Annotated in this window: 22 protein-coding genes and 1 riboswitch; of the genes, 10 read left to right on the top strand and 12 right to left on the bottom strand. The window is 71.2% G+C overall.

The genetic code is table 11. The features are described 5' to 3' along the window. Nucleotides 1-19: 19 nt before the first annotated feature. From YIM_RS05225 to YIM_RS05250, 6 genes are all read right to left on the bottom strand, one after another. Nucleotides 20-895: a trypsin-like serine protease gene (locus YIM_RS05225; RefSeq protein ID WP_153029247.1), complete on the bottom strand. Its 876-nt coding sequence runs from the start codon at nucleotides 893-895 to the stop codon at nucleotides 20-22. After that, nucleotides 892-1968, bottom strand: a complete 1077-nt coding sequence (gene glpX, locus YIM_RS05230) for a class II fructose-bisphosphatase (protein ID WP_194240046.1) — start codon at nucleotides 1966-1968, stop codon at nucleotides 892-894. Before glpX ends, YIM_RS05225 begins: the two co-directional genes overlap by 4 nt. Before the next feature lie 81 nt (nucleotides 1969-2049). Then, nucleotides 2050-2280: an exodeoxyribonuclease VII small subunit gene (locus tag YIM_RS05235; RefSeq protein WP_153029248.1), complete on the bottom strand. Its 231-nt coding sequence runs from the start codon at nucleotides 2278-2280 to the stop codon at nucleotides 2050-2052. After that, nucleotides 2277-2678, bottom strand: a complete 402-nt coding sequence (locus tag YIM_RS05240) for a hypothetical protein (protein WP_153029249.1) — start codon at nucleotides 2676-2678, stop codon at nucleotides 2277-2279. Before YIM_RS05240 ends, YIM_RS05235 begins: the two co-directional genes overlap by 4 nt. Nucleotides 2679-2681: 3 nt before the next feature. Beyond that, a complete protein-coding gene (gene xseA / locus YIM_RS05245; protein WP_153029250.1) occupies nucleotides 2682-3932 on the bottom strand; it encodes an exodeoxyribonuclease VII large subunit in 1251 nt (416 codons plus the stop codon). Then, on the bottom strand, nucleotides 3929-4465 hold the full coding sequence (locus YIM_RS05250; RefSeq protein ID WP_153029251.1) for a lipid droplet-associated protein: 537 nt from the start codon (nucleotides 4463-4465) through the stop codon (nucleotides 3929-3931). The genes xseA and YIM_RS05250 overlap by 4 nt, the downstream gene beginning before the upstream one ends. A gap of 127 nt (nucleotides 4466-4592) precedes the next feature. Between YIM_RS05250 and YIM_RS05255 the strand changes: the two genes are divergently transcribed. After that, nucleotides 4593-5591 (top strand): 4-hydroxy-3-methylbut-2-enyl diphosphate reductase, encoded by a 999-nt coding sequence (locus YIM_RS05255; protein ID WP_153029252.1) that lies wholly within the window; start codon nucleotides 4593-4595, stop codon nucleotides 5589-5591. 56 nt (nucleotides 5592-5647) lie between these two features. Next, complete coding sequence (locus YIM_RS05260) at nucleotides 5648-6691, top strand: aldo/keto reductase (protein WP_153029253.1); 1044 nt, start codon at nucleotides 5648-5650, stop codon at nucleotides 6689-6691. A 210-nt stretch (nucleotides 6692-6901) separates the two neighbouring features. Here the strand turns inward: YIM_RS05260 and YIM_RS05265 are convergent, their stop codons facing one another. Continuing rightward, nucleotides 6902-7972: a DUF6542 domain-containing protein gene (locus YIM_RS05265; protein ID WP_153029254.1), complete on the bottom strand. Its 1071-nt coding sequence runs from the start codon at nucleotides 7970-7972 to the stop codon at nucleotides 6902-6904. Between the two features lie 204 nt (nucleotides 7973-8176). Continuing rightward, nucleotides 8177-9085, bottom strand: a complete 909-nt coding sequence (gene rmuC, locus YIM_RS05270) for a DNA recombination protein RmuC (protein WP_228004958.1) — start codon at nucleotides 9083-9085, stop codon at nucleotides 8177-8179. A gap of 128 nt (nucleotides 9086-9213) precedes the next feature. Here rmuC and YIM_RS05275 point away from each other — a divergent pair, with 128 nt between their 5' ends. Beyond that, complete coding sequence (locus YIM_RS05275; protein WP_153029255.1) at nucleotides 9214-10377, top strand: exonuclease SbcCD subunit D; 1164 nt, start codon at nucleotides 9214-9216, stop codon at nucleotides 10375-10377. Beyond that, nucleotides 10374-13322 (top strand): AAA family ATPase, encoded by a 2949-nt coding sequence (locus tag YIM_RS05280; protein ID WP_153029256.1) that lies wholly within the window; start codon nucleotides 10374-10376, stop codon nucleotides 13320-13322. Before YIM_RS05275 ends, YIM_RS05280 begins: the two co-directional genes overlap by 4 nt. On the opposite strand, the gene YIM_RS05285 is transcribed toward YIM_RS05280, so the two are convergent. After that, nucleotides 13308-14795, bottom strand: coding sequence for a DNA-3-methyladenine glycosylase 2 (locus YIM_RS05285; protein ID WP_153029257.1), 1488 nt, complete (start codon nucleotides 14793-14795; stop codon nucleotides 13308-13310). The two genes, YIM_RS05280 and YIM_RS05285, sit on opposite strands and share 15 nt — an antisense overlap. 98 nt (nucleotides 14796-14893) lie before the next feature. Here YIM_RS05285 and ychF point away from each other — a divergent pair, with 98 nt between their 5' ends. The 3 genes from ychF to YIM_RS05300 all read left to right on the top strand — a co-directional run bounded on the left by ychF (nucleotide 14894) and on the right by YIM_RS05300 (nucleotide 17684). Then, a complete protein-coding gene (ychF, locus tag YIM_RS05290) occupies nucleotides 14894-15976 on the top strand; it encodes a redox-regulated ATPase YchF (protein ID WP_153029258.1) in 1083 nt (360 codons plus the stop codon). Nucleotides 15977-16027: 51 nt separating this feature from the next. Continuing rightward, complete coding sequence (locus tag YIM_RS05295) at nucleotides 16028-17080, top strand: restriction endonuclease (RefSeq protein ID WP_153029259.1); 1053 nt, start codon at nucleotides 16028-16030, stop codon at nucleotides 17078-17080. Between the two features lie 103 nt (nucleotides 17081-17183). Beyond that, nucleotides 17184-17684, top strand: a complete 501-nt coding sequence (locus YIM_RS05300; RefSeq protein ID WP_153029260.1) for a hypothetical protein — start codon at nucleotides 17184-17186, stop codon at nucleotides 17682-17684. Nucleotides 17685-17895: 211 nt separating this feature from the next. Here the strand turns inward: YIM_RS05300 and YIM_RS05305 are convergent, their stop codons facing one another. Then, the gene (locus YIM_RS05305; protein WP_153029261.1) at nucleotides 17896-18201 is read right to left on the bottom strand and encodes a 4a-hydroxytetrahydrobiopterin dehydratase; all 306 of its coding nucleotides are present in this window, start codon (nucleotides 18199-18201) and stop codon (nucleotides 17896-17898) included. Between the two features lie 40 nt (nucleotides 18202-18241). Beyond that, nucleotides 18242-18328: riboswitch (TPP riboswitch) on the top strand. Between the two features lie 44 nt (nucleotides 18329-18372). Here YIM_RS05305 and YIM_RS05310 point away from each other — a divergent pair. From YIM_RS05310 to YIM_RS05320, 3 genes are read left to right on the top strand one after another with little or no spacing between them, the layout of a single operon-like run. Further along, a complete protein-coding gene (locus tag YIM_RS05310; protein WP_153029262.1) occupies nucleotides 18373-19422 on the top strand; it encodes a thiamine ABC transporter substrate binding subunit in 1050 nt (349 codons plus the stop codon). Beyond that, nucleotides 19398-20969: an iron ABC transporter permease gene (locus tag YIM_RS05315; protein ID WP_153029263.1), complete on the top strand. Its 1572-nt coding sequence runs from the start codon at nucleotides 19398-19400 to the stop codon at nucleotides 20967-20969. The genes YIM_RS05310 and YIM_RS05315 overlap by 25 nt, the downstream gene beginning before the upstream one ends. After that, nucleotides 20969-21982, top strand: coding sequence for an ABC transporter ATP-binding protein (locus YIM_RS05320; RefSeq protein ID WP_153029264.1), 1014 nt, complete (start codon nucleotides 20969-20971; stop codon nucleotides 21980-21982). Before YIM_RS05315 ends, YIM_RS05320 begins: the two co-directional genes overlap by 1 nt. Here YIM_RS05320 and YIM_RS05325 read toward each other — a convergent pair. Continuing rightward, nucleotides 21966-22841, bottom strand: a complete 876-nt coding sequence (locus tag YIM_RS05325) for an ABC transporter permease (protein WP_153029265.1) — start codon at nucleotides 22839-22841, stop codon at nucleotides 21966-21968. The two genes, YIM_RS05320 and YIM_RS05325, sit on opposite strands and share 17 nt — an antisense overlap. After that, entirely contained in the window at nucleotides 22838-23803 is a 966-nt protein-coding gene (locus YIM_RS05330; RefSeq protein ID WP_370468955.1) for an ABC transporter ATP-binding protein, read from the bottom strand. Before YIM_RS05330 ends, YIM_RS05325 begins: the two co-directional genes overlap by 4 nt. Nucleotides 23804-23815 lie beyond the last annotated feature (12 nt).

Here is a 23815-nt window from a genome sequence, read left to right on the forward strand (position 1 = left end):
TCGAAAGCCACTTCGTGACCTAGGGAGTCGGCACCGGAGAAGGCTCGGGCGACGGCTCAGGGGACGGTTCCGGCGTGGGCTCGGGCGTGGGCTCGGGCGTGGGTTCCGGCGACGGCTCCGGTGAAGGCTCAGGCTGCGGAGTGGGCGCAGCCAGTTGTTCGGTGATCCATGCCGTGTAGGCGACCACCGACGTGTAGATCGACGGCGCCGTGCCGCAGGTGTCCGAGTCGTTGCCCGGCCTGCTGGTCACGCCGACCAACACCCACTTCGAGTCCACTTTGGCCAGTTGCGGACCGCCCGAGTCGCCGTAGCAGGAGCCCGCGGTATCCCCTGGATTGTCGGTGCACAGCTCCACCGCGCCATCGAAGGCGACCGTGGCGCATTCCTCCGGCGCCACGATCGAGGTGTCCAGCTGCTGCAACTGCGTCGGCTTGTCCGCGCAGCCGAGTTCCGGGCAGGTCTGCCCCCAACCCAGCAGCCGCGTCGTGGTGCCGGGGGCGGCGCTCGCACCGAGCGGGATCGGCGCCGCGGCCGCCGCCTTTTCCAGGCGCACCATGGCGATGTCGCCCCGCGCACCGTCCGGGTTGTACTCCGGGTGCACCGCCAGCCCGGTCGCCCGCAGCTCCTCGCCGCCCTGCGAGTTGTCGTTGCTGCCGATGCGCACCTTGAGCATGTCCGGGTTGCGGCCCTGCACGCAGTGCGCGGCGGTGACCACCCGGTCCGGCGCGATCAGCGAGCCACCGCAGTTGTGCTTCCCGGTGCTCGACTGCAACGACACGACGAACGGGTACTCCTGGTCGGCCGCCACCCCGCCGACGATGAACGGCTCCACGGCGGAAGCCGGTGCGGCGGCGAGCACCAGTGCGGCCAGGCAGAGGACGAGACGGTTGATCACGGCAGCGGCGGCACCACGTCGAGTTCGTCGTCGTCGACGTCGTCGAGGCGGCCGTCGAAGTTCACCGAGGAGTACGACCGCAGCTTGGTCAGGCGGTGATAACCGTCGATCATCCGGACCGTGCCGGACTTCGACCGCATCACGATCGACTGCGTGGTCGCGCCGCCCGCGCGGTAGTGCACGCCGCGCAGCAGGTCGCCGTCGGTGACCCCGGTGGCGCAGAAGAACACGTTGTCACCCTGGACCAGGTCGTCGGTGGACAGCACGCGCTCCAGATCATGCCCGGCGCCGACGGCCTTCTCACGCTCCTCGTCGTCCTTCGGCCACAACCGGCCCTGCAGCTCACCGCCGATGCACTTGAGCGCGCTCGCCGCGATGATGCCCTCCGGCGTGCCGCCGATGCCGAGCAGCATGTCCACGCCGGTGTTCGGCCGCGCCACGGCGATCGCGCCCGCCACGTCACCGTCGGAGATGAACCGGATCCGGGCGCCCGCCTCGCGGACCTCCTTGACCAGTTGCTCGTGCCGGGGGCGGTCCAGGATGCACACCGTCACGTCGGACACGCCGCTGTTCTTCGCCTGCGCCACCCGGCGGATGTTCTCCGCGACCGGCGCGGCCAGGTCGACCAGCCCGGCGGCTTCCGGCCCGACCGCCAGCTTCTCCATGTAGAACACCGCGGACGGGTCGAACATCGCGCCGCGTTCGGCGACCGCGAGCACCGCGAGCGCGTTCGGCATGCCCTTGGCCATCAGCGTGGTTCCGTCGATCGGGTCCACCGCGACGTCGCAGTGCGGACCGTCGCCGTTGCCCACCTCTTCGCCGTTGTAGAGCATCGGGGCTTCGTCCTTCTCGCCCTCACCGATGACCACCACCCCGCGCATGGACACCGTGCCGACGAGCTGGCGCATGGCGTCGACCGCCGCGCCGTCACCGCCGTTCTTGTCGCCCTTGCCCACCCAGCGCCCGGCGGCCATCGCGGCGGCTTCGGTCACCCGGACCAGCTCCATGGCCAGGTTGCGGTCGGGCGCCTCCCCGCGCCGGGTGGCTTCGGTGGGCTGGCTGGGGTTGGACATGTTGCCTCCAGGGTCGTCCAGTCGCCCGGTCATCCTCTCAGATACCGGCAGCACTCCGGGTACCCGCGAGCATGGGGTTCCTCACCCTGCGTTGCCCTTTTCCGCGGTATCGGTTCCGTTCTCCACCGAAGCCAGCGCGGTCTCCACCCGTTCGCGTGCCCCGTCGAGGTGGCGCTCGCAGACCTTGGCGAGCTTCTCGCCCTTCTCCCACAGCGCCAGCGACTGCTCCAGGGACAGCCCGCCGGCCTCCAGGTCCCGCACCACTTCGACCAACTGGTCGCGTGCTTGCTCGTAGCCGAGTTCTTCGGTCACTGTGCCTGCTTCTCCGCTCGATGACGTCCGCCGCACACTACCGCGCTGGCCATCGCGTTGTCGTAGTCGCTGAACGCCTTCGCGAACTCCTGGCCGTCACCCTCGGCGATCGCGTCCTCGATCTGCCCCTGCGCCCCGGCCACCCGGTTGCGGTGCGACACGCCCTCGGTCGACCACCAGCGGGTGCCGACGTACTCCGAGGTGGCCTCGGACAGCAGCCGCAGCCGCGGCGCCAGCCCCCACCGGCCCGCGTTCGCGCAGCCCGCGATCAGCGCCGTCCAGCAGGCACCCGCCGCGACGTCGGCCTCCTGCGCGCGGAGCAGCACCGCCCCGGCGCCGGCGCGAGCGGCGGCGCCGCTGGTCAGGGGCAGGAACTCGTTCGCCCGTGGTTCGAGCACGCCTCACCCCTCCTCTGCGGGACCCGTCACGACCGCGCGGACCGCGCCGTCGCCGACCCGGATCCGGACCTCGGTTCCGGCCGATACTTCAGAGACCGATCGGAGTACCCCGAGGTTGCCCGCCGCGTCGGAAAACTGCACGACCGCGTAACCCCGTTCCAGGGTCGCCGCCGGACCGAGCGCGGTCAACCGGGCACGCGCCGCGGTCAGCGCGGTCTGCTCCCTGGTCAGCGTGGACAGGATCTCGCGGCGGCCGCGCTGGCGCTGGAGTTCGACCTCGTCGGCGCGCCGGGCGATCGGGCCGAGCGGATCGGCCAGCGCCGGACGGCTGCGCAGCTGGTCGAGCAGGCGGCGCTGGGTGTCCACCCAGCCGTGCAGCGCGCGGCGGCCGCGGTCGCGCATCTGCCGCACGCGCTCGCTCTCCTCGCGCACGTCCGGCACCACGCGCTTGCCCGCGTCGGTGGGCGTGGAGCAGCGCACGTCGGCGACGTGGTCGAGCAGCGGGGTGTCCGGCTCGTGGCCGATCGCGCTGATCACCGGCTTGCGGGCGTTGGAGACCGCGCGGCACAGCGCCTCGTCGGAGAACGGCAGCAGGTCCTCCACGCTGCCGCCGCCGCGGGCGATCACGATCACCTCGACGTTCTTGTCACGCTCCAAAATGGACAGTGCGTCGAGGATCTCCGGCACCGCGAGCGCGCCCTGCACCGCCGTGTTGATCACCCGGAAGTGCGCGGCCGGCCAGCGGGCGTGCGCGTTGACCAGCACGTCGCGCTCGGCCGCCGACGCGCGGCCGGTGATCAGCCCGATGCCCTTCGGCAGGAACGGCAGCCGTCGCTTGCGCTCCTGGGCGAACAGGCCCTCGGCGGCGAGCAGCCGGCGCAGGCGCTCGATCCTGGCGAGCAGCTCGCCGATGCCGACCATGCGGATCTCGCTGGCCCGCAGGCTCAGCGTGCCCCGGCCGAAGAAGTACGCGGGCCGCGCGTTGACCAGCACGCTGGCGCCTTCGCGCGGTGGCGGTTCGAGCGAGCGGAGCAGGCCCATCGGGCAGGTCACCGACATCGACACGTCCGCGGCCGGGTCGCGCAGGGTGAGAAAGGCCGTCCCGGTGCCCGGCCGGGCGGAGATCTGGGTGACCTGCCCCTCCACCCAGACCGCGCCGAGCCGGTGGATCCAGTCCCCGATCTTGCGCGCCACCGTGCGCACCGGCCAGGGGTTCTCCGCGGTCGAGGTCTCGCGAGCCGCGGTTTCGCTCACTGGTCGTCCGGCTCTTCGCCGGTTTTCTGCAGGTTGCCGAGCCGTCGGGCCAGCATGCCGGTGAACGAGGGCCGGTTCTGGTGGTCACGCTCGTAGGCGAGCAGTTCCTCCACCTCTTCGGCGGAGAACTTCCGCAGCCGCGCGCGCAGCTGCGGCAGGGTCAGCTCGTCGTAACCGGTGACGCCGGCGGGGCCCGCCTCTTCGGCGATGGCCTGCTCTTCGGCGGCCCACGGGTCCTCGGCCTCGGCGACCGGCTCCGCGCGGTGACCGTTGCGGGAGGGTTCCTCCGGCAGGTCCTCGTCGAAGGTGGCCCAGCTGGGTGACTCCTCGACCGGGCGCAGGGTGGACAGCACGTCGTCCCCCTTGATCGCCAGCTCGGTGACGTGCTGCTGGACGCGCATGGAGAACTGGAGTACCTGGCTGGCGACGGTGACCGGGAGGCCGGTGAGCTGCCGGGGCAGTTCGCGAGCCCGCTCTACGGTCGTCACCGCGAGGCCCGCCGCGACGCGCAGCGGGAGCGGGAGTGGCTTCATGCCGTACAGCCTGCCGTACCTAGGCCGTCCTGCCCAACTCTGTGTGTTGTTCGGCCTACTCCAACGGCCTAGCCGAAGGACCCACGCGTGAGCCCGGGCACAACGGAGCTACCCGTACCCTGGGGGCATGAGCTCACCGACTCCTGGTACCGAGCCCGCCGAAATCGCCCCGATCAAGCCGCGCGAGGGCAAGCGAGTGCTGCTCGCGAAGCCGCGTGGTTACTGCGCCGGGGTCGACCGCGCGGTGATCGCGGTGGAGAAGGCGCTGGAGCTGCACGGTCCGCCGGTGTACGTGCGCAAGGAGATCGTGCACAACCGGCACGTGGTCGAGACGCTGCGCGAGCGCGGCGCGATCTTCGTCGACGAGACCGACGAGGTGCCCGAAGGCGCGCTCGTGGTGTTCTCCGCGCACGGTGTTTCACCCGCGGTGCACGCCGAAGCCGCCGAGCGCAACCTGCGCACCATCGACGCCACCTGCCCGCTGGTGACCAAGGTGCACAAAGAGGTCAACCGGTTCGCCAAGAACGACTACGACATCCTGCTCATCGGCCACGAGGGGCACGAAGAGGTCGAGGGCACCGCGGGCGAGGCGCCCGAGCACGTCCAGCTGGTGGACACCGCCGAGGACGTGGACAAGGTCGCCGTGCGCGACCCGTCGAAGGTGATCTGGCTGTCCCAGACCACGCTGAGCGTCGACGAGACGATGGAGCGGGTGGACCAGCTGCGTGAGCGGTTCCCCGAGATCTCCGACCCGCCGAGCGACGACATCTGTTACGCCACCACGAACCGGCAGGTCGCGGTGAAGGCGCTGGCGCCGGAGTGCGACCTGGTGATCGTGGTCGGCTCGACCAACTCGTCGAACTCGAAGCGGCTGGTCGAGGTGGCGCTGAAGGCCGGGGCGAAGGACGCGCACCTGGTCGACTTCGCGCACGAGGTGGACGAGTCCTGGTTGGACGGGGTCACCACGGTCGGCGTGACCAGTGGAGCGTCCGTGCCGGACACCCTGGTGATGAACCTGCTCGACTGGCTGGCCGAGCGCGGTTACGGCGACGTCGACGAGGTCACCACGGCCAACGAGAAGATCACCTTCTCGCTGCCGAAGGAACTGCGCAGCACCGTGCGCTGAGGCCGCTTCCCGGTTAGGTTTGCCTTGAGGGGCAACGAAAATCGGGAGGACGCTCGATGGATTATCGTCAGCTGGGCCGGTCCGGCCTGCGGGTCTCGGCGCTGACCATGGGCACGATGACCTTCGGCGGTGGCGGCGTGTTCGCGAACGTCGGGGACACCGATGTGGACGGTGCGCGGCGGCAGGTGGACCTGTGCCTCGACGCCGGGGTGAACCTGGTCGACACGGCCAACGTGTACTCGACCGGGGTGTCCGAGGAGATCGTCGGCAAGGTGCTCGCCGGTCGCCGGGAGCGCGTGCTGATCTCGACGAAGGTCCGGATGGGCATGGGCGACGGGCCGAACGACGCCGGCCTTTCGCGCCACCACATCATCTCGCAGGCCGAAGCCAGCCTGCGGCGGCTCGGGACCGACCACATCGACATTTATCATGTGCACGAGTGGGACGGGCAGACGCCGCTGGAGGAGACGCTCGAGGCGCTGGACACCCTGGTGCGGTCGGGGAAGGTGCGGTACCTGGGGGTGTCGAACTATTCGGGCTGGCAGTTGATGAAGGCGCTGTCGGTGGCGGACGCGCGGGGGTACCAGCGGTTCGTGAGCAACCAGATCTACTACTCGCTGGAGAGCCGGGACGCGGAGTACGAGCTGGTGCCGCTGTCCGTGGACCAGGGGCTGGGGATCATGGTGTGGAGCCCGCTGGCCGGTGGGTTGCTGTCGGGGAAGTACCGGCGGGGCAGCTCGGCTTCGGAGGGCAGGCACCTGAGCGCGTGGGACGAGCCGCCGGTGCGGAACGAGTCGCGCCTGTACGACACGATCGACAAGCTGGTGGAAATCGCCGCGGGGCACGGGGTTTCGCCCGCGCAGGTGGCACTGGCGTACTTGCTGACGCGGCCCGCTGTGTCCACTTTGGTGATCGGGGCGCGGAAGGAGTCGCAGCTGGTGGACAACCTGGGCGCGGTTTCCTTGCGGTTGTCGGATTCTGAACTGTCTACTTTGGATGCGGTGAGCGCGCCGGAGCTGATCTACCCACACTGGCACCAGGCGAAGACGGCGGGGGATCGACTGGGGCCCGCGGACGCCGCCCTGCACGGCTCCCGCTAGACGGGTCGCCGGGTCCGCGCCTTTGGCGGGCCACCGTGACAGGTGCCGTGAATGTGGCATTCGCGGCGGCGGCCCGCTGTGGAGGTGGCTTCACCGTGCCGGGCGCCGTGAAAGTCGCTTTCACGGCGCCGCCTCGGCGTAAAGCGCTGCCTCGGTGTTGGGGCGGCTGCGGGGCTTGCCGCTCCCCTCACGCGGGGTCCGGGTGAGGGGTCAGTCGCGGTCGTCGTCCCAGGGGCGGGTGCGAGGGGGAGGGGTGCGCCTGCCGGGTGGGCGGCCGCTGCGGTCGCGGGGGGCGTCCCCGGTGCGCGGGGGCGGCGGAGTGCGGCGGACCGGCTTGTCGCCCGGAGGTGGGGTGCGCTTTCGGGGTTCACGGTCGAGTGGTTCCCGGCGACGCGGCGTGTCTTCGGGAGGGCGGCGCCGGACGGGGCCGCCGGAACCGGCGGCTGGGCGGCGCGGCGGGGGTTCGCGGTCCCGGTCGCGGAGCGGCTCCCGATCCCGGCCTCGACCACGGCCACGGTCCGGATCCCGATCGCGCCCACCGGCACGCTCCGGATCGCGCCCACCGGCGCGGTCCGCGTCCCGATCGCGGCTACCGGCACGGTCCGGGTCCCGATCGCGGCCGCGGCCACGCTCCGGGTCCCGATCGCGGCCGAGAGCGGCATCGCGGCCGAGGTCGGCGTCACGGCCGAGGTCGCGAGCGGCGGCGCGGCCCGGGCGGCGCGGTGGGGCGTCCTCGTCGCCGCGTGGGCGCGCCTTGGCCGGTGGCCGGGCGGCTTCGGCGGGACGCGCGTCCTTGCCCTTCTTCATCGGCTTCATCGGCGGGTCCGGGTCCCGCTCGCGGTAGATCCGGAAGAAGCCGAGCGCCAGCGCCGCGCCGGTGGTGATGGCCATCGTCGGGAAGCCGTTGATCAGCGGCGTCGCGATCGCCAGCGCGGTGGAAAAGGTGTCCCCACCGGCGGGTGCGCCGGAGAACAGCAGGGCGGCGGGCACCGTGACGGCCAGGATCAGCGGCGGCTGCACCATCGGCCCGAACAGGCTGCGGCGCTGCACCGCGGCGACCGCCCCGACCGCACCGGCGAAGTAGGCACCCTGGAAGATCAGTTCCAGGTTGTCGGTGATCTGCAGGCTCGCGACCGCGCCGAGCGCGGCCAGCCCGAAGCCCAGCAGCACCGCTCCCCACCAGGGCAGCCCTCGTCGCGTACCCACGACGGGAAGCTCGTCCCAGGGTACGAAGAGGTCGTCGGCGTCGGGATCGCTCTGCCGATCGCGTATGGCGGTCACACAGCACACCGTATCCCGTGGTCACGGGTGGAATGCCACCACTGTCTCAGCCCACTCGCCCGATCGGCCTCCGAGCGTGATCGACAATGCCGCCATCAGGGCGAATGCGTTCACCTTCGCGGTGTGACGCAGACCTCTCCCTTGATTCCGCAGCGTTCGGAGCGTCGTCTTGCCCCACCGCGTTTTATCCTGTTTGACCGGCGCCTAGGCAAGCTCCTCTCCGCGGCGGATGGCGGGGACCGGCGCCGGGCTCGCGGCTGCCTCGGTCAGCGGCGTGACGGCGGCGCGGAAGCCTTCGAGTGCTTCCAACTCGCGACGTCGTGCGGAGACGAAGCGCTGCAGGTGCGTGCTCGACAGGTTCAGCGCGTCGATGGCGCCACCGGCCGCCCGGTGCGCGGAAGCGGCGGCCTCCCGCACCATCTCCACGTCCTCGGCCAGCGCCGTTTCGGTCACCGCGAACAAAGCGGACGAAGCCAGCACCGCGAACCCCGTCGGGCCGCAGATGAACACGCGCCGGTCCAGCAGCCAGCGCAGCAGTTCCGGATCGGTGTCCAGCGCGGCCACCACCGCGGCGTCGGACGGGACGAACATGATCGTGCCGTAGATCGCGTCCGCCCAGCGCGCGTAACCCTTCCCGGACAGTTCCGCCGCCCGCGACCGCAGGTTGCGCACGTGCACCCGCAGCGCGTCGAGCCGTTCGGCCGGATCGTCCGTTTCCACCGCTTCCGCCCAGCACGCCATGCTCGCCTTGGCGTCCACCGGAACGGTGCGATCCCCGCCGACCCGCAGCACCATGTCCGGCTTGGCCGCGCCACCTCCGGCCAGGTCCGTCTGCAGCGTGAAGTGCAGCCCCTCGCGCAGGCCCAGCGCCTTCGCCGTCTCCGCGAGCACCTGTTCGCCCAGTTCACCGCGCCCGCTGATGGAGGCGAACGCGACCTCGTACCGCCGCAGCGCGGCCTGCTGCGCGTCCACCCGCTTGCGCTCGGCGTCGATCTGCCGGACCGCCGCGTCCGCGCGCCGCACGCTGTCCGTGTAGAGCCGCCAGACCAGGGCGATCCCGATCGCGAGCACCAGCGCGACGGCCACCGCCGCCGTGGTGATCACCGTGGTCACCGCAGCCACCCTCCTCTCCTCGATGGGGTCGGTGCCCATCATGGCCGAGGACACCGACAGAATCCGTGCGGTGACACGCCCACGACAGGTCCCCGGTCTTCCCGGAGGCAGCGCCTAACTTGATGAACATGAAGGTCCTGCACACGTCGGACTGGCACGTCGGGCGCACCTTCCACGGCACCGACCTGCTGGCCGAGCAGGAGGCCGTGCTGACCCACCTCGCCGAGCTGGTCTCGGCCGAGGCGGTGGACGTCGTGCTCGTCGCCGGGGACGTGTACGACCGCGCGGTGCCCTCCGCCGAGGCCGTGCGGGCCGCGACCAGGGGCCTGGAGCAGATCCGCGAGGCCGGCGCCCGCGTGGTGATCACGCCGGGCAACCACGATTCGGCCGCGCGGCTGGGCGCGTTCGCCGGGTTCGCCGCGGCGGGCGGGCTGTACCTGCGCACCACCATCGAGGAACTGCACGAGCCGGTGCTCTTCGAGGACGACCACGGCCCGATTGCCTGCTACGGAATCCCTTACCTGGAGCCGGAACCGGCTCGTCACGCGCTCGGCGTGCCGGAGGCGAAGGGGCACACCGGCGTGCTCACCGAAGCGATGCGGCGCATTCGCGAGGACCTCGCCACCCGTCCTGACGGAACCCGGTCCATCGTGCTCGCGCACGCTTTTGTCAGCGGTGCCGCGCCCACCGAGTCCGAACGCACCATCGCCGTCGGCGGCGTCGAGGACGTCGACGGCTCGGTTTTCGACGGCGTGGACTACGTCGCGCTCGGCCACCTGCACGGCCCGCAGGTCCTCGCCGACCACCTGCGTTACTCCGGCAGCCCGCTCGCATACTCGTTTTCCGAAGCTCAGCAACGGAAATCGGTGTGGCTGGTGGAGCTCGACGCGGCCGGGCTCGCCGGGGTCACGCGGCACGACCTGCCCGTGCCGCGCCGCCTCGCCACGCTGCGCGGCAAGCTCGAAGAACTGCTCCAATCGCCTGACCACACCGAATTCGAGGACTGCTACCTCTCGATCACGCTGACCGACGAGGTCCGCCCGATCGACGCGATGCGCAAGCTGCGCGCCAGGTTCGCCCACGCCGTGCACCTGGAATGGGAGCCGGACGGCGGTCGCGCCACCGGAGAACTCAAGTACTCGGAAGCGATCCGCGGCCGGTCCGATCTGGAGATCGCGTCCACCTTCGTGGCCGACTGCCGCGGCGCCGCGCCCAACGAGTCCGAGCAGGCGCTGCTCACCCGCGCGCTGGAGGAAGCGGGCAAGCTCGAGGCGGTGGGCCCGGAACTATGAGGCTGCACCGGCTGGAAGTCGCCGCCTTCGGCCCGTTCGCGGGCCGCGAGGTGGTGGATTTCGACGCGCTCGGTGCCGACGGCCTCTTCCTGCTGCACGGCGACACCGGCGCCGGCAAGACCACCCTGCTCGACGCCGTCGCGTTCGCGTTGTTCGGCGTGGTTCCCGGTGCCCGCAACGAAGCGAAGAAGCTGCGCTGCGAACTCGCGGAGGCCGAGCAGGTGACCGAGGTGGTGCTCGAGGTGACCGTGCAGGGGCAGCGGCTCCGGCTGGTCCGCAGTCCCGAGTACGACCGCCCCAAGCGCAGTGGCGACGGCACCACCAAGCAGCGCGCGAAGTGCTCGCTTTCGTGGGTCGGCGAGACCCCGGCCGGGCAGCCCGCCGACGGCCTGACCAGGATCGACGAGGTCGCGCGCACCGTGCAGCGCCTGCTCGGGATGAGCGCGGACCAGTTCTTCCAGGTGGTGTTGCTGCCGCAGGGCGAATTCGCCCGGTTCCTCCGCGCGGACACCGCCGAGCGCGAGCAGTTGCTGGAGCGCCTCTTCGGCACCAAGCGCTTCTCGGACGTCGAGGCGTGGTTCCGGAACTTGCGGACCGAACGCATGCGGGACCTGGAGATCCGCCGTCAGACCGTGCGGGAGTGGGTCGCGCGCCTGTCGCAGGCGGCCGGGGTCGAGGCGCCGGAGGAGGTCAGTTCCACCTGGGCGGTGGAGTTGCGCGAGCGCGCCGACGCCGAGGTGGCGCGGGCGCTCGCCGCCGAGACCGCGGCCCGCAAGGCGTGGGACGCCGCGGACCAGCGCCTGCAGGAGGGCCGCACGTTCGTCGAGCAGGTCCGCCGCGTGCGGGTGGCGATGACGAATCTGGCGTCCTGGAAGGAAGGCGAGGTCGAACGCCGTCGCTGGACGGCCGAGATCGCCGCCGCGCGCCGGGCGATCCCGGTGGCCGAGGCGGTGGCCACCGAAGAGCGGCTGAAGGAGCGCCTCACCGAGGTCCAGCAGAACGCCAAGCAGCGGGCGCAAACGCTTGCGCGCACCAAGGCGTCCGTGCCTGAGCTGCGGCAGGAGGCCGGTGCGCTGCGCGAAGAGGCGGGCGCGTTGTCCGGGCTCGTCGAAGAGGGCGAGCAGCAGCGGCGGGACAAGGAGCGCCTGGGCAGGCTCGCCGTGCAGGCGGATCAGGCGAACGAGCGGGCGAAAACGCTGGGCGCCAAACTCGCCACCATGCCCGCCCGCTCGGAGGAACTGCGGTCACGGGTGGAGGCGGCGACGCAGGCCGCCGCGAAGCTGGACGGCGCGCAGGCCCGTGCTGACGAGCTGACCCGCGCGGTCGCCTCGGCCAACCGGATCCCGGCCGCGGAAGAGGCCGTGCGTGCCGCGACGGAGGTGCAGGCGAAAGCCGTCGACCTGCACCAGGAAGCCCGCGCGCACCTGCTCGACCTGCGGGAACGGCGGCTCAGCGGAATGGCGGCCGAGCTGGCGGCGAAGCTGGCCGACGGCGATCCGTGCCCGGTGTGCGGTTCCGCCGAGCACCCCGCGCCCGCGCTCGCCGGGCAGCAGCAGGTCGGCGAGGCCGAGGAACGGACCGCGGCCGAGGCAGAGCGCGCGGCGGATGCCCGGCGCCAGGAGGCTCTGGAAGCTCGTCACCAGGCCGAAAGCGGGCTCGGCGCGTTGCGGGAAGCGTTGCTCGGCCGCACCGCGGAGGATCTCGCCACGGAGTTGACCGAGGTCAGGGCGAACGTGGCCGAGCTGGCCGAGTTGGCCGAGCACCGCGAACGGCTGGAGCAGGAGCAGCGCGGGCTGGCCGCCGAGATCGAGCGGCTGACCGAGCAGCGGGCCGCGGCCGAGCGCGAGTCGGCGAAGGCGGAAGCCGAGCAGCAAGCGCTTGCGGTGACCGTCGCCGAGCGCGCGCAGCGGCTCGACGAAGCCCGCAAGGAGTACGAGGACGTGGCCGCGCGCCGGGCCGCGTTGCTGGCGCGGGTCAAGGCGATCGAGGAGCTGGCCGAGGTCCGGGCGGCGGTCGTGGTCGCCGAGGAACGGCTCGCCGAGCAACGCGAGACCGTCGCGGAAGTGTTGCGGCGTGCGGAGTTCAAGACGGTGAAGAAGGCGCTGGGCGCGGTTCGCGACGAGGCCTACATCGCACGGCTGGACGAGGCTCTGGTCGAGGCGGACCGCGCGGCGGCGGTCGCGCAGTCCACGCTCACCGAGCCCGAACTGGCCGGGATCACCGGTGACGAGGTCGTGGACCTCGATGCCGCGCGCGAGGCCCTGGAGCAGGCGTCGGCGCAGGTCGAGTCGGCCGTGGCCGCACATCGGGCCGCCGCGCGCATCGCCGAGGACCTCGCCGCGCTGGGCACCCGCTTCGACGCCGCGTTGCGCAAGCTCGCGCCCGCGGAAGAAGAGGTTGCCGAGCTGGACGCGCTGACCGACGTGGTGAACGGCCGCGGGCAGAACGCACGGAAGATCTCGCTGCGATCGTACGTGCTGGCCGCGCGGCTGGAGGAGGTCGCGCTGGCCGCGACGGCCCGCCTGCGCACGATGAGCCAGGGCCGCTATTCCTTCGTGCACTCGGACGCGGCGGGCGCGCGTGGCACCCGCGGTGGCCTCGGGCTGGACGTGCTCGACGACTTCTCCGGCACGGTCCGCCCGGCGAAAACCCTGTCCGGCGGGGAATCCTTCCTCGCGTCGCTCGCGCTGGCACTCGGCCTGGCGGACGTCGTCGCCGCGCAGACCGGCAGCGCGCTGCTGGACACGCTGTTCATCGACGAGGGCTTCGGCACGCTCGATGCCGAAACGCTGGACGTGGTGATGAACGTGCTCGACGAGCTGCGGGCCGGTGGGCGCGTGGTCGGGCTGGTGTCGCATGTGGAGGAACTGCGTCAGCGCATCCCGACCCGGCTCAAGGTGCGGAAGGCGCGCTCCGGCTCGACGCTGGCGCTACACGCCGGCTGACGCGCGCCACAGGTGCATGCCCGCGTAGGAACGCCAAGGGCGCCAAGGCAAAGCGCGCTCGCTCAACGCGGCGGGGTCGCCGGGAAGGCCCAGTGCGACGGCGCCCTTGCGCAACGCGACGTCACCGGTGAGCAGTACGTCCGGGGCGCCGAGCACGCGCATCAGCACGTAGTCCGCGGTCCACGGGCCGATCCCTGGCAGGGCGAGCAGGTCCGCCCGCAGCTCCGCGCAGATCCGTCCAACGTGGACGGACACCGCACCGGACGCGAGCGACGCGGCGACCCCGCAGATGGCCTCGATCCGCTTGCGCGGCCCGCGCAGCACGTCGCGGCCGTGCTCGGCGATGGCCTGCGCGGTGGGGAAAAGCCTGGTCAGCTCGCCGGTGCGCAGTGCGTCGGGCAGCGGATCGCCGAGTTCGGCGGTGAGCCTGCCCGCGGCGGTCCGCGCGGCGGCGACGGAGATCTGCTGGCCGAGCATGGCGCGAACGACCAGTTCGTGCCCGTCGGCCGCACCGGGAACGCGGAGGCCGGGGTCGAAAACGGGAGCCAGCGCCGGATCGGTGGCGAGCACTCCGGCAATGGCCTGCGGGTCGGCGTCGAGGTCGAACAGGCGGCGCACGCGGGCGACGGCGCTGCTGAGGTCACGGACGTCGACGAGGTTCAGGTCGCAGCGGACGTGGTCGGGCTCGGGGGTGAGCCGGGCGATGCCGGGGCCGTGGGGGAGGCGCAGCGTGCGGGCGTAGGTGCCGGGGCCGGTCTCCTCGACCAGCGGAACGGCGCGCTGGGCGAAGAAGGAGAGCAGGCCGTCGGCGTCGAACGGCGGCCGGAAGGGCAGGCGCAGCGACAGCCGCATGCCGGCCGGATCGGCCTCCTGACGTGGACGAGCGGCCCTGAGCTGGGACGGCGTGGCCGCGAACACCTCGCGAATGGTGTCGTTGAACTGGCGGACGCTGGCGAACCCGGCCGCGAAGGCGACGTCGGTCAGCGGCAGCGAGGACATCTCGATCAGCAGGCGGGCGGCGTGCGCGCGGTGGGCGCGGGCGAGCGCCAGCGGACCGGCGCCGAGTTCGGTGGTGAGCACGCGGCCGAGCTGGCGTTCCGAGTAGCCGAGGCGGCCGGCCAGCCCGGGCACGCCCTCGCGCTCGACGATGCCGTCGGCGATCAGCCGCATCGCGCGGGCGGCGAGGTCGGCGCGCACGTTCCACTCGGGGGAGCCGGGCACGGCGTCGGGCAGGCAGCGGCGGCAGGCGCGGTAACCACCGGACTGGGCGGCGGCCGAGGTCGGGTAGAAGCGCACGTTCTGCGGTTTCGGCGTGTTCGCCGGGCAGGACGGGCGGCAGTAGATGCCGGTGGTGCGCACGGCCATGATGAACTGGCCGTCGAACCGGGAGTCGCGGGAGGCCACCGCGCGGTAGCAGCGCTCGGTGTCCCGCCAGAGGCTCACGGGGGCCGGTGCGGCCATGGCGATGGTCATGGCTCGATGGTGCCACCGGGTGGCGGTCCCGACTGGCGGAAATCCGACGTCACGTCCGCCGTCCGCCGGTTCGGGGGCGGCACGTAGACTGCCAGCCCGTGAGTCTGACCCTCGGCATCGTCGGCCTGCCCAACGTCGGCAAGTCCACCCTGTTCAACGCGCTGACCCGCAACGACGTGCTCGCCGCGAACTACCCGTTCGCCACGATCGAGCCCAACGTCGGCGTGGTCCCGCTGCCCGATCCGCGGCTGGACAAGCTGGCCGAGGTGTTCGGTTCGGCGAAGACGGTGCCGGCCGTGGTCTCCTTCGTCGACATCGCGGGCATCGTGAAGGGCGCGTCGGAGGGCGCGGGGCTGGGCAACAAGTTCCTGGCCAACATCCGCGAGGCGAACGCGATCTGCCAGGTCATCCGGGTCTTCGACGATCCCGACGTGGTGCACGTGGACGGCAAGGTCGACCCGCTGTCCGACATCGAGACGATCAACACCGAGCTGATCCTCGCCGACCTGCAGACCCTGGAGAAGGCGCTGCCGCGGCTGGAGAAGGAAGCGCGGACGAAGAAGGAGAACCGGCCGCAGCTGGAGGCCGCGCAGCAGGCGAAGGAGATCCTGGACGCCGGGCGGACGTTGTTCTCCGCGCAGAAGGAGGTCGACGGCTCGCTGCTGCGGGAGCTGAGCCTGCTGACCACGAAGCCGTTCCTGTACGTGTTCAACGCGGACGAGGGCGTGCTGACCGATCAGGCGCGGCGGGAGGAGCTGACCAAGCTGGTCGCCCCGGCGGACGCGGTGTTCCTGGACGCCAAGGTCGAGGCGGAGCTGCTGGAGCTCGACGACGAGGAGTCGGTGCGGGAGCTGCTGGAGTCGGTCGGCCAGGAGGAGCCGGGCCTGCACGCGCTGGCTCGTGCCGGGTTCCACACGCTGGGGTTGCAGACGTACCTGACGGCGGGGCCGAAGGAGGCGCGCGCCTGGACGGTCGCGAAGGGTGCCACCGCACCGCAGGCCGCCGGCGTCATCCACACCGACTTCGAACGGGGCTTCATCAAGGCGGAGGTCGTGTCCTACGACGACCTGATCTCCGCCGGCTCCATGGCCGCGGCCCGCTCGGCGGGCAAGGTGCGCATGGAAGGCAAGGACTACATCATGGCCGACGGCGACGTGGTCGAGTTCCGCTTCAACGTCTGAGCGCGCCGATACACTCCGTCCGGCGGTGATCGCGGAACGCGAGGGAGTGGCATGCGAGCGTGGTTGGTGCGATCCGGTCGCGTCGGAGAGCGTGAGAACTGGGCGCTTACCCGAGGAGTCACTGGTGGCGGCTTCGGTGAGGTCGGGGATCTGTCGGCGGCTGGAACCAGAGAAGCGGTCCTGAAAGCAGTCGTCGATGGCATTGCCGGCGTAAAGGACGGAGCGGCCAAGAATTTTGCCGCCCAGCTATGGGCACTTCGCTCTCGAATCGAGGTAGGCGACTTGGTCGTCATGCCGTTGAAGAGCACTTCGATGCTGGCAATCGGAGTGATCAAGAGCGACTATCGCTATCTGACTGACGAAGCGAACATCGAGAACCGCCACGTCCGGAACGTCGATTGGCGAGCGACGGAAGTAGCTCGCACGTTGGCCAGGCAGGACCTTCTCTACTCGCTGGGTGCTTTCTCCACAATCTGCGAGATCTCGCGCAATGACGGTGCGTGGCGCCTCCATCAGTTGATGGGGGGTAAGCCCGACCCGGGTGCGAGAGGCGAAGCGGCTCGCACCTCGAAGAGAACCGACCCCATCGTCGATGACGCTTCCGATGTGGCGCAGAGCGAGATCGACGTCGAGACCTACACCCGAGATCGAATCATCAGCAGGATCATCGAACGGTTTGCCGGGCACCGCATGGCCGACTTGGTAGCCGCGCTGCTCGAAACCGGTGGCTTCGCCTGTGACGTTTCACCGGTCGGTACCGATCAAGGCGTTGACATCGTCGCGGGAACCGGCCTGCTGGGGCTCGACTCGCCAAGGATTGTCGTCCAGGTGAAGTCCGATGCTGCGGCGGTTGGCTTGCCTATCGTGCAGCAGCTACAGGGAGCGCTGTCCACGTTCGGCGCGGATCACGGCTTGCTGGTTGCCTGGGGTGGCATCACCAAGGAGGCCAAGCGCTACCTGTCCACGCACCGGTTCTCCGTCAAGATCTGGGATGCGCAGGACGTGCTCGACGAGCTCATCAGGACCTATGCGGACCTGCCCTCGGAAATCCGGCGCGATGTCCCGTTGAAGCCGGTCTGGGCGCTGGCGGACGAGTCGAACTGAACGATCGAAGCGCGCAGTCGGGCAGCGCGGTCGACTTCCGGGCTGATGCATGAACTGCCGCTAGACTTCCTCGGGATCGGGTGCCTTGGGGGGTGGGATCAGCGTGCCGAAAACCTTGAGGTGGGCGACGGTTTGCCTGTCCGTGGTGGCGGTGGCCTGCATCGTCGTGGTGGTGCTCGGGGTGTTCGCGGGGCCGGCCGATCCGACGGAGATCGAGCGAAGCGAGTCCGGCGGTTCCGGGACGGCTGTGATCGCCGGGTTGATCACGGCGATAGTGCAGCTGGTGCTCTGCACCTTCGTCCGCGCGGGCCGCGGCTCGGCGCGGGTGTTGCTCACGCTGACAGCGGCGTGCATCGGGGTGATGCTGCTGCTCGCCGGGGTCTCGGCGTTGGTCGAGTACGCCGACCAGTCCGACTGGGCCGCGCGGGTCGGCGGCGTGGTGGAGTGGACGGGCGCGGGGATCGCCAGCCTGGTGCTCAGCGGACTGGCCGCGATCTTCACTGTGGTCGGAATCGTCCTGCTGTACCTGCCGTCGACGAACGCCTACTTCGCCGAGGTGCGCCGCCTGCGGTTGGGGCCGCTTCCCGGCGAGTTGGAGGCGTGACTTCGTTGGGCACGGGGACGCCCCGCGCCCAACGAAACGGGTCAGCCGGCGATGCCGAGGCCGAGGACGGCGAGCAGGGTGACCGCCGTCGCGAAGACGGTGACCCAGGCGCGCTGGGCGGCGGTGAGGGCGGGGGCGACGTTGTTCATGGGCGCGTCCTAATAACGAAGTGTCTGCGTCGCCCGGAACAGCGCTCTGAACAGGCCGTTCGTTACGAGGGTGTGGCTGAACTCACGTCCAGGACCTCGTCGATCTGGGCCGCCAGCCCCGTGTCCTTCGCGGTCAATCCGCCTTCCGAGTGGGTCGAAAGCCGGAACGTCAGCTTCCGCCACCGGATGTCGATGTCCGGGTGGTGGCCGACGCTCTCCGCGATCTCGGCCACCCGGTTCACCACGGCGATCGCCGCCGGGAAGCTCGGTAGCTCGGCGGTCGTCTCGATGGTGTCCCCCGCGCGCTGCCACCGCGGCAGGTGGGAGAGTGCTTCGGTCAGTTCTTGATCACTCAATAGTTCCGCCATGACCCCATGGTGGTACCCCGGCAGGTACGCTGCACCTTCGCCACGGGAGTCCGGTGCGCCGGGCTGAGAGGCGGGCGCTCGCCCGCGACCGTTCGCACCTGACCCGGATCACGCCGGCGTAGGGAGGTCCGCCCCCGCCTGCCGCCGATGATCCCGAGCAAGGAGGGGCTCATGACACGCACCGTCCGAGCGGTGACCGCGTTGTGCGCGGCTGGGGTGCTGCTCGCCGGTTGCACGCTGTCCGGTTCGGAGGAGCCGGCCGACGACGTGACCACCATCAAACTGGTCACCCACGACTCGTTCGCCGCGCCGCAGGAGATCCTCGACGCGTTCCAGCAGCAGTCCGGCATCCGCATCGAGGTGCTCAAGGAGGGCGACGCCGGCGCGCTGACCAACAAGCTGGTGCTGACCAAGGCCAGTCCGATCGCCGACGTGGCCTTCGGCGTCGACTCCACCTTCGCCACCCGCGCGCTCAGCGAGGGCGTGTTCGAGCCGTACACCAGCCCGGAGGCCGACCGCGGCCCGCAGCGCTACGCCATCGACCCCGAGCACCGGCTCTCCGCGGTCGACGTCGGCGATGTGTGCGTGAACATCGACACCGCCTGGTTCGCCGAGAAGGGCCTGCCCGAGCCGAAGACCTTCGACGACCTCGCCGACCCGCAGTACAAGGACCTGCTGGTGGTGGCGAACCCGGCGACCAGTTCGCCCGGCCTCGCCTTCCTGCTCGGCACGGTCGCCAAGTACGGCCCGCAGGGCTGGTCCGAGTACTGGGGCAAGCTCAAGACCAACGGCGTCAAGGCGGTCAGCAGCTGGGAGGTCGCCTACAACCAGGAGTTCTCCGGTTCCTCCGGCAAGGGCCCGCGCCCGCTTGTCGTCTCCTACGCCTCGTCCCCGGCCGCCGAACTCGGCGAGGACGGCAAGCCGCGCACCAAGGCGCTGCTGGACACCTGCTACCGCCAGGTCGAGTACGCCGGTCTGCTGGCGGGCGGCAAGCAGGCCGACAAGGCGGGCCGCGTGGTGGACTTCCTGCTCTCCCAGCAGTTCCAGAGCACGGTCGCGGAGAACATGTACGTCTACCCCTCGCGCGAGGGCGTCGAACTTCCCGCGAGCTGGACGCAGGCGGCTCCGCAGCCGCCGAAGCCCGCTTCGCTGCCGGGTGAGGAGATCCAGGCGAACCGGGAGCAGTGGATCGAGCAGTGGCGCGGACTCATCGAGGGATAGCACTCGTAGCCCTCCTGCCGGTCGGCTTCCTGGTCGTCTTCTTCGCGTGGCCGGTCGCCGCGATCATCGGGCTCGGCTTCGGCGACGGTGGCGTGGCGGAGGTGCTGACCAGGGCGTCGACCTGGCAGCTGGCCGGGTTCACCGTCTGGCAGGCGGCCGTGTCGACCGTGCTGTCCGTGCTCGCCGGGCTGCCGATCGCGTTTGTCCTGGCCAGGGTGAAGCTGCCGGGTATCGCACTGGTCCGGACCATCGTGCTGGTGCCGTTCGTGCTGCCGACGGTGGTGGTCGGACTGGCCTTCCGCGCGCTGTGGCCGGACGGCGGGGTGTTCTCGATCGTGCTGGCCAACGCCTTCTTCAACGTGGCGGTGGTGGCCCGCACGGTCGGCGGGCTCTGGTCCCATTTGGACCGTCGCGCCGAGGAGGCCGCGCGAGCCCTCGGCGCGTCTTCGTGGCAGGCGTTCCGCTCGGTGACCCTGCCGCGGCTGACCCCGGCGATCTTCTCCGCGTCAGCGGTGGTGTTCCTGTTCTGCTCCACCAGTTTCGGCGTGGTGCTCATTCTCGGTGGCGGCCGGTTCCGCACCCTGGAAACCGAGATCTACCTGCGCACGGTGAACCTGCTCGACCTGTCCGGCGCGGCGGCGCTGTCGCTGGTGCAGTTGCTCGCGGTGGTCGCCGCGCTGGTGCTCGGCGCGCTCGCGCGGCGGCGCCGGGAGACCGCCCTGCGCCTGCGCTCGGCCGCGGAGGCGGTGCGGCGGCCGGAAGGACGCGAGTGGTGGGTGGTGGCCGCCGCGGTGGTGGTGCTGGGCCTGCTGCTCACGCCGATCGTGGCGCTGCTGATGAAGTCCAGCGTCGCCGGGTTCGAAGGGCTCGCCACCACCGGCGGCGCGTTGCCGGTGTCCGGTTGGGACGCCGCGCTGCGGTCACTGCGGACGGCCACGGACGCGACCGTGCTGGCGATGTGCGTCGGCGTGCCGGCCTCGGTGGTGCTCGTGTCGCTGCGGCGCGCGCCCGGCAGGCTGGCCAGGGGAGCGGGCGAGACCATGGACGCCGCGCTCATGCTGCCGCTCGGGGTCTCGGCGGTGACGGTCGGTTTCGGTTACCTGGTCACGCTCGACGACCTGCCCGGCGACCTGCGCACGTCGCCGCTGCTGGTGCCGTTCGCCCAGGCGCTGGTGATCATCCCGATGATCGTGCGCATGGTGCTGCCGGTGCTGCGCTCGGTCGACGAGCGGCTGCGCCAGGCCGCCGCCACGCTCGGCGCCGGACCGGTCCGCGTCTGGCGGGAGATCGACTTTCCGTTGGCCGCGCGGTCCTTGGTGGCCGCGGCCGGATTCGGGTACGTGATCGCGCTCGGTGAATTCGGCGCGACGAGCTTTCTCGCACGACCCGGCGAACCGACGTTGCCGGTGGCGATCGCGGCGCTGATCTCGCGGCCGGGCGAGCTGAACAGCCAGATGGCGTACGCGGCCTGCGTGCTGCTCATGGTGGTCACCGCCGCGGTGGTGACGGTGATCGACCGGCTCAAGCCGTCAACCGGGGAGTTCTGATGCCACTGACAGCCGAGCAGCTGACCGTTCGCTACGGCCCGGTGACCGCCGTCGACCAGGCCTCGCTCGAGATCGCCGACGGGGAAGTGCTGGCGCTGCTGGGACCTTCCGGCTCCGGGAAGTCCACTTTGCTCCGTGCGATCACCGGACTGGAGCCGCTCGCCGGCGGCCGGGTGTGCTGGAACGGCACCGATCTCGACGGGCTGCCGGTGCACCGCCGGGAGTTCGGCCTGGTTTTCCAGGACGGGCAGCTGTTCCCGCACCGCGACGTGGCCGGCAACATCGCGTTCGGCCTGCGCATGCACCGCGTGCCGAAGACCGAGCAGGCCACCAGGGTGACCGAGCTGCTGGAACTGGTGGGGCTCAAGGGTTACGAACGCCGACGGGTGACCGAGCTGTCCGGCGGTGAGGCGCAGCGGGTGGCACTGGCCAGGGCACTGGCGCCGCGTCCGCGGTTGCTGTTACTGGACGAACCACTGTCCGGATTGGACGCCGAACTCCGCGAGCAGCTGGCCATCGACCTGGCCACGCTGCTCCGCCGCGCCGGGGTCAGCGCCCTGCTGGTGACCCACGACCAGGAGGAGGCGTTCACCCTGGCCGACCGGGTCGCCGTGCTGGAGGGTGGGCGGATCCGCCAGGTGGGGCCGGTGCGGGAGGTGTGGCGGCACCCGGTCGACGAGCGCGTGGCGCGCTTCCTCGGCGTGACGTCCTTTGTGGACGCAATCGGCAAGAACGGCGTTGTCCGTTCGAATCTCGGTGAAGTCGACGCGGACGTGGGAGGACCGGTCCGATTGGGACTGCGGCCGACCGCGCTCCGGGTGGCAGAGCACGGTGTACGGGGTGAGGTCGTCTCGCAGGTGTACCGGCGTGACCACGTCCGGCTGAAGGTCCGCCTCGACGACGGGTCCACAGTGGACGCTGCGGCACCGGTGCCCGCCGAGCTGGGCGAAGGCGATTCCGTCCGGCTCAGGCTCGATCCGGACGGAATCGCGCTGCTCAGCCGTCCCTCGTGACCATGCGCGCGTACGCCAGCGACAGTCCGATCGCGACGTAGCACCCGGCCCGGATCGCGCCTTCGAGCAGGCCCGAAGCGGGCACCGGATCCCGCAGCACGTCGGCCAGTGCCTCCCACGACGAGTTGAGCAGGAACGGGTGCAGCCACGAAAGCGAGTCGAGCAGCTGCAGCACCGAGGAAACGATCACCCCGCCCAGCACCGAAGCCACCACCAGCATCGGGTGCTCGGTGCAGGCCGAGATCGCCAGCGCCACCGCGGCGATCGCCCACACCTGCAGCGTCACCCACAGCACCGCGATGCCGATCTTGCCAAGCACCGCGCCGAAACCGGGGGTGGTGCCCGACAGCGTGAACACCGCGTCCGGCCCGTTCAGGATCAGCCCGGTGGTCACCCCGACCACCGCCATCGAGGTGGTCGCGACCAGCACGATCGTGCCGACGCCGAGCGCCTTGACCGCGAGCAGCCTGCCCCGGCTCACCGGCGCCAGCAGCCAGCTGCGCAGCGTGCCGTGCGCGGACTCACCGGCCAGCGCGTCGGCACTGGACATCGCCGCGGCCAGCGGCAGCAGCAGGCCGAGACCCATGGTCAGCGCGGCGATCGGCAGCACCAGCGCGTTGCCCGCGGCGGCGACCAGCAGTGAGTCGCCGCCGTTGTTGGGCCCGTCCGAGCCACCGCTCGGCGGACCGTCCACAAAGGTCAGACCGATGCCGATGACCGCGGGCAGCGCGGCGAGCAGGCCGAGCACCGCCAGGGTGCGCGGACGGCGGAAGATCCAGCGCAGTTCCGCGCGCAGCAGGCGCGGCACGCCGATCGCCGGCGCGGGCGTGGTGTGCGGCAGGGCCGCGATGGCGGTCATGAGCGGTCCTCTTCGATCGGGTCGTCCTGGGTCAACCGGGCGAACAGGTCCTCCAGCCCGGTGCGGGCGCGGCGGGCCTCGTACACCCCGACCCCGGCCTTGACCAGTGTTTCCAGCACCTGCGGCGGCGTGGTGGTGCTCAGCTCGACCCGGACCCCCTCCGGGGTGAGCTTGCTCGGCATCCGGTTCTCCCGCAGCACCTCCATCGCCAGCTCGGTGTCCGGAGTGGACACCAGCAGGTTCGGCGACCCGGACTCCAGCAGCTCCGCCAGCTCGCCCTGGGCGACCACGGTGCCCGCGTGCAGCACGGCCACGTGCGTGCAGGTCGCCTCGACCTCGGCGAGCAGGTGCGAGGAGACCACCACGGTGGTGCCCGCGGCGTGCAGCTCGGCGATGATCTTGCGGATGTCGCGGGTGCCCGCCGGGTCCAGTCCGTTCGTCGGCTCGTCCAGCACCACCATCCGGCGTGGCACCAGCAGCGCCGCGGCCAGGCCGAGCCGCTGCTTCATGCCCAGCGAGTAGCCCCGGTACCGCCGGTGCGCGGCGCCGGTCAGGTTGACCCGCTCCAGCGCCGCGGCGACCGCGCCCGGAATGTCCCCTGTGGACAGTCGTGGCTCGGCGGCGGCCATCCGGAACAGGTTCTCCCGCCCGGACAGGAACGGGTGGAAACCCGGTCCCTCGACCAGCGCGCCGACGTCCGGCAGCGCCCGCCCGGCACCGTCCGGCATGCGCTCGCCGAGCAGTTCCACCTCACCCTCGGTGGGCCGGACCAGGCCGAGCAGCATGCGGATGGTGGTGGTCTTGCCGGAGCCGTTCGGGCCGAGCATGCCGAGCACGGCACCGGCGGGCACGTCGAGATCGACCTGGTCCACCGCGACCGTGCCGCGGTAGACCTTGCGCAGGCCTCTGGTCTTCGCGGCCAGGGGGACGGCCGAAGTGGCCGCTCCTTCCGGAACGGCCACTTCGGTTACCCC

This window comes from Amycolatopsis sp. YIM 10, from assembly GCF_009429145.1.
Lineage (GTDB): Bacteria > Actinomycetota > Actinomycetes > Mycobacteriales > Pseudonocardiaceae > Amycolatopsis.

Coding starts and splice junctions, on each gene's coding strand:
- YIM_RS05285 (WP_153029257.1), bottom strand. CDS start 14,795: ATGACCATCGCCATGGCCGCACCGGCCCCCGTGAGCCTCTGGCGGGAC.
- YIM_RS05320 (WP_153029264.1), top strand. CDS start 20,969: ATGCCACTGACAGCCGAGCAGCTGACCGTTCGCTACGGCCCGGTGACC.
- YIM_RS05305 (WP_153029261.1), bottom strand. CDS start 18,201: ATGGCGGAACTATTGAGTGATCAAGAACTGACCGAAGCACTCTCCCAC.
- YIM_RS05325 (WP_153029265.1), bottom strand. CDS start 22,841: ATGACCGCCATCGCGGCCCTGCCGCACACCACGCCCGCGCCGGCGATC.
- YIM_RS05250 (WP_153029251.1), bottom strand. CDS start 4,465: ATGAAGCCACTCCCGCTCCCGCTGCGCGTCGCGGCGGGCCTCGCGGTG.
- YIM_RS05255 (WP_153029252.1), top strand. CDS start 4,593: ATGAGCTCACCGACTCCTGGTACCGAGCCCGCCGAAATCGCCCCGATC.
- YIM_RS05280 (WP_153029256.1), top strand. CDS start 10,374: ATGAGGCTGCACCGGCTGGAAGTCGCCGCCTTCGGCCCGTTCGCGGGC.
- YIM_RS05260 (WP_153029253.1), top strand. CDS start 5,648: ATGGATTATCGTCAGCTGGGCCGGTCCGGCCTGCGGGTCTCGGCGCTG.
- glpX (WP_194240046.1), bottom strand. CDS start 1,968: ATGTCCAACCCCAGCCAGCCCACCGAAGCCACCCGGCGCGGGGAGGCG.
- YIM_RS05310 (WP_153029262.1), top strand. CDS start 18,373: ATGACACGCACCGTCCGAGCGGTGACCGCGTTGTGCGCGGCTGGGGTG.
- YIM_RS05295 (WP_153029259.1), top strand. CDS start 16,028: ATGCGAGCGTGGTTGGTGCGATCCGGTCGCGTCGGAGAGCGTGAGAAC.
- YIM_RS05275 (WP_153029255.1), top strand. CDS start 9,214: ATGAAGGTCCTGCACACGTCGGACTGGCACGTCGGGCGCACCTTCCAC.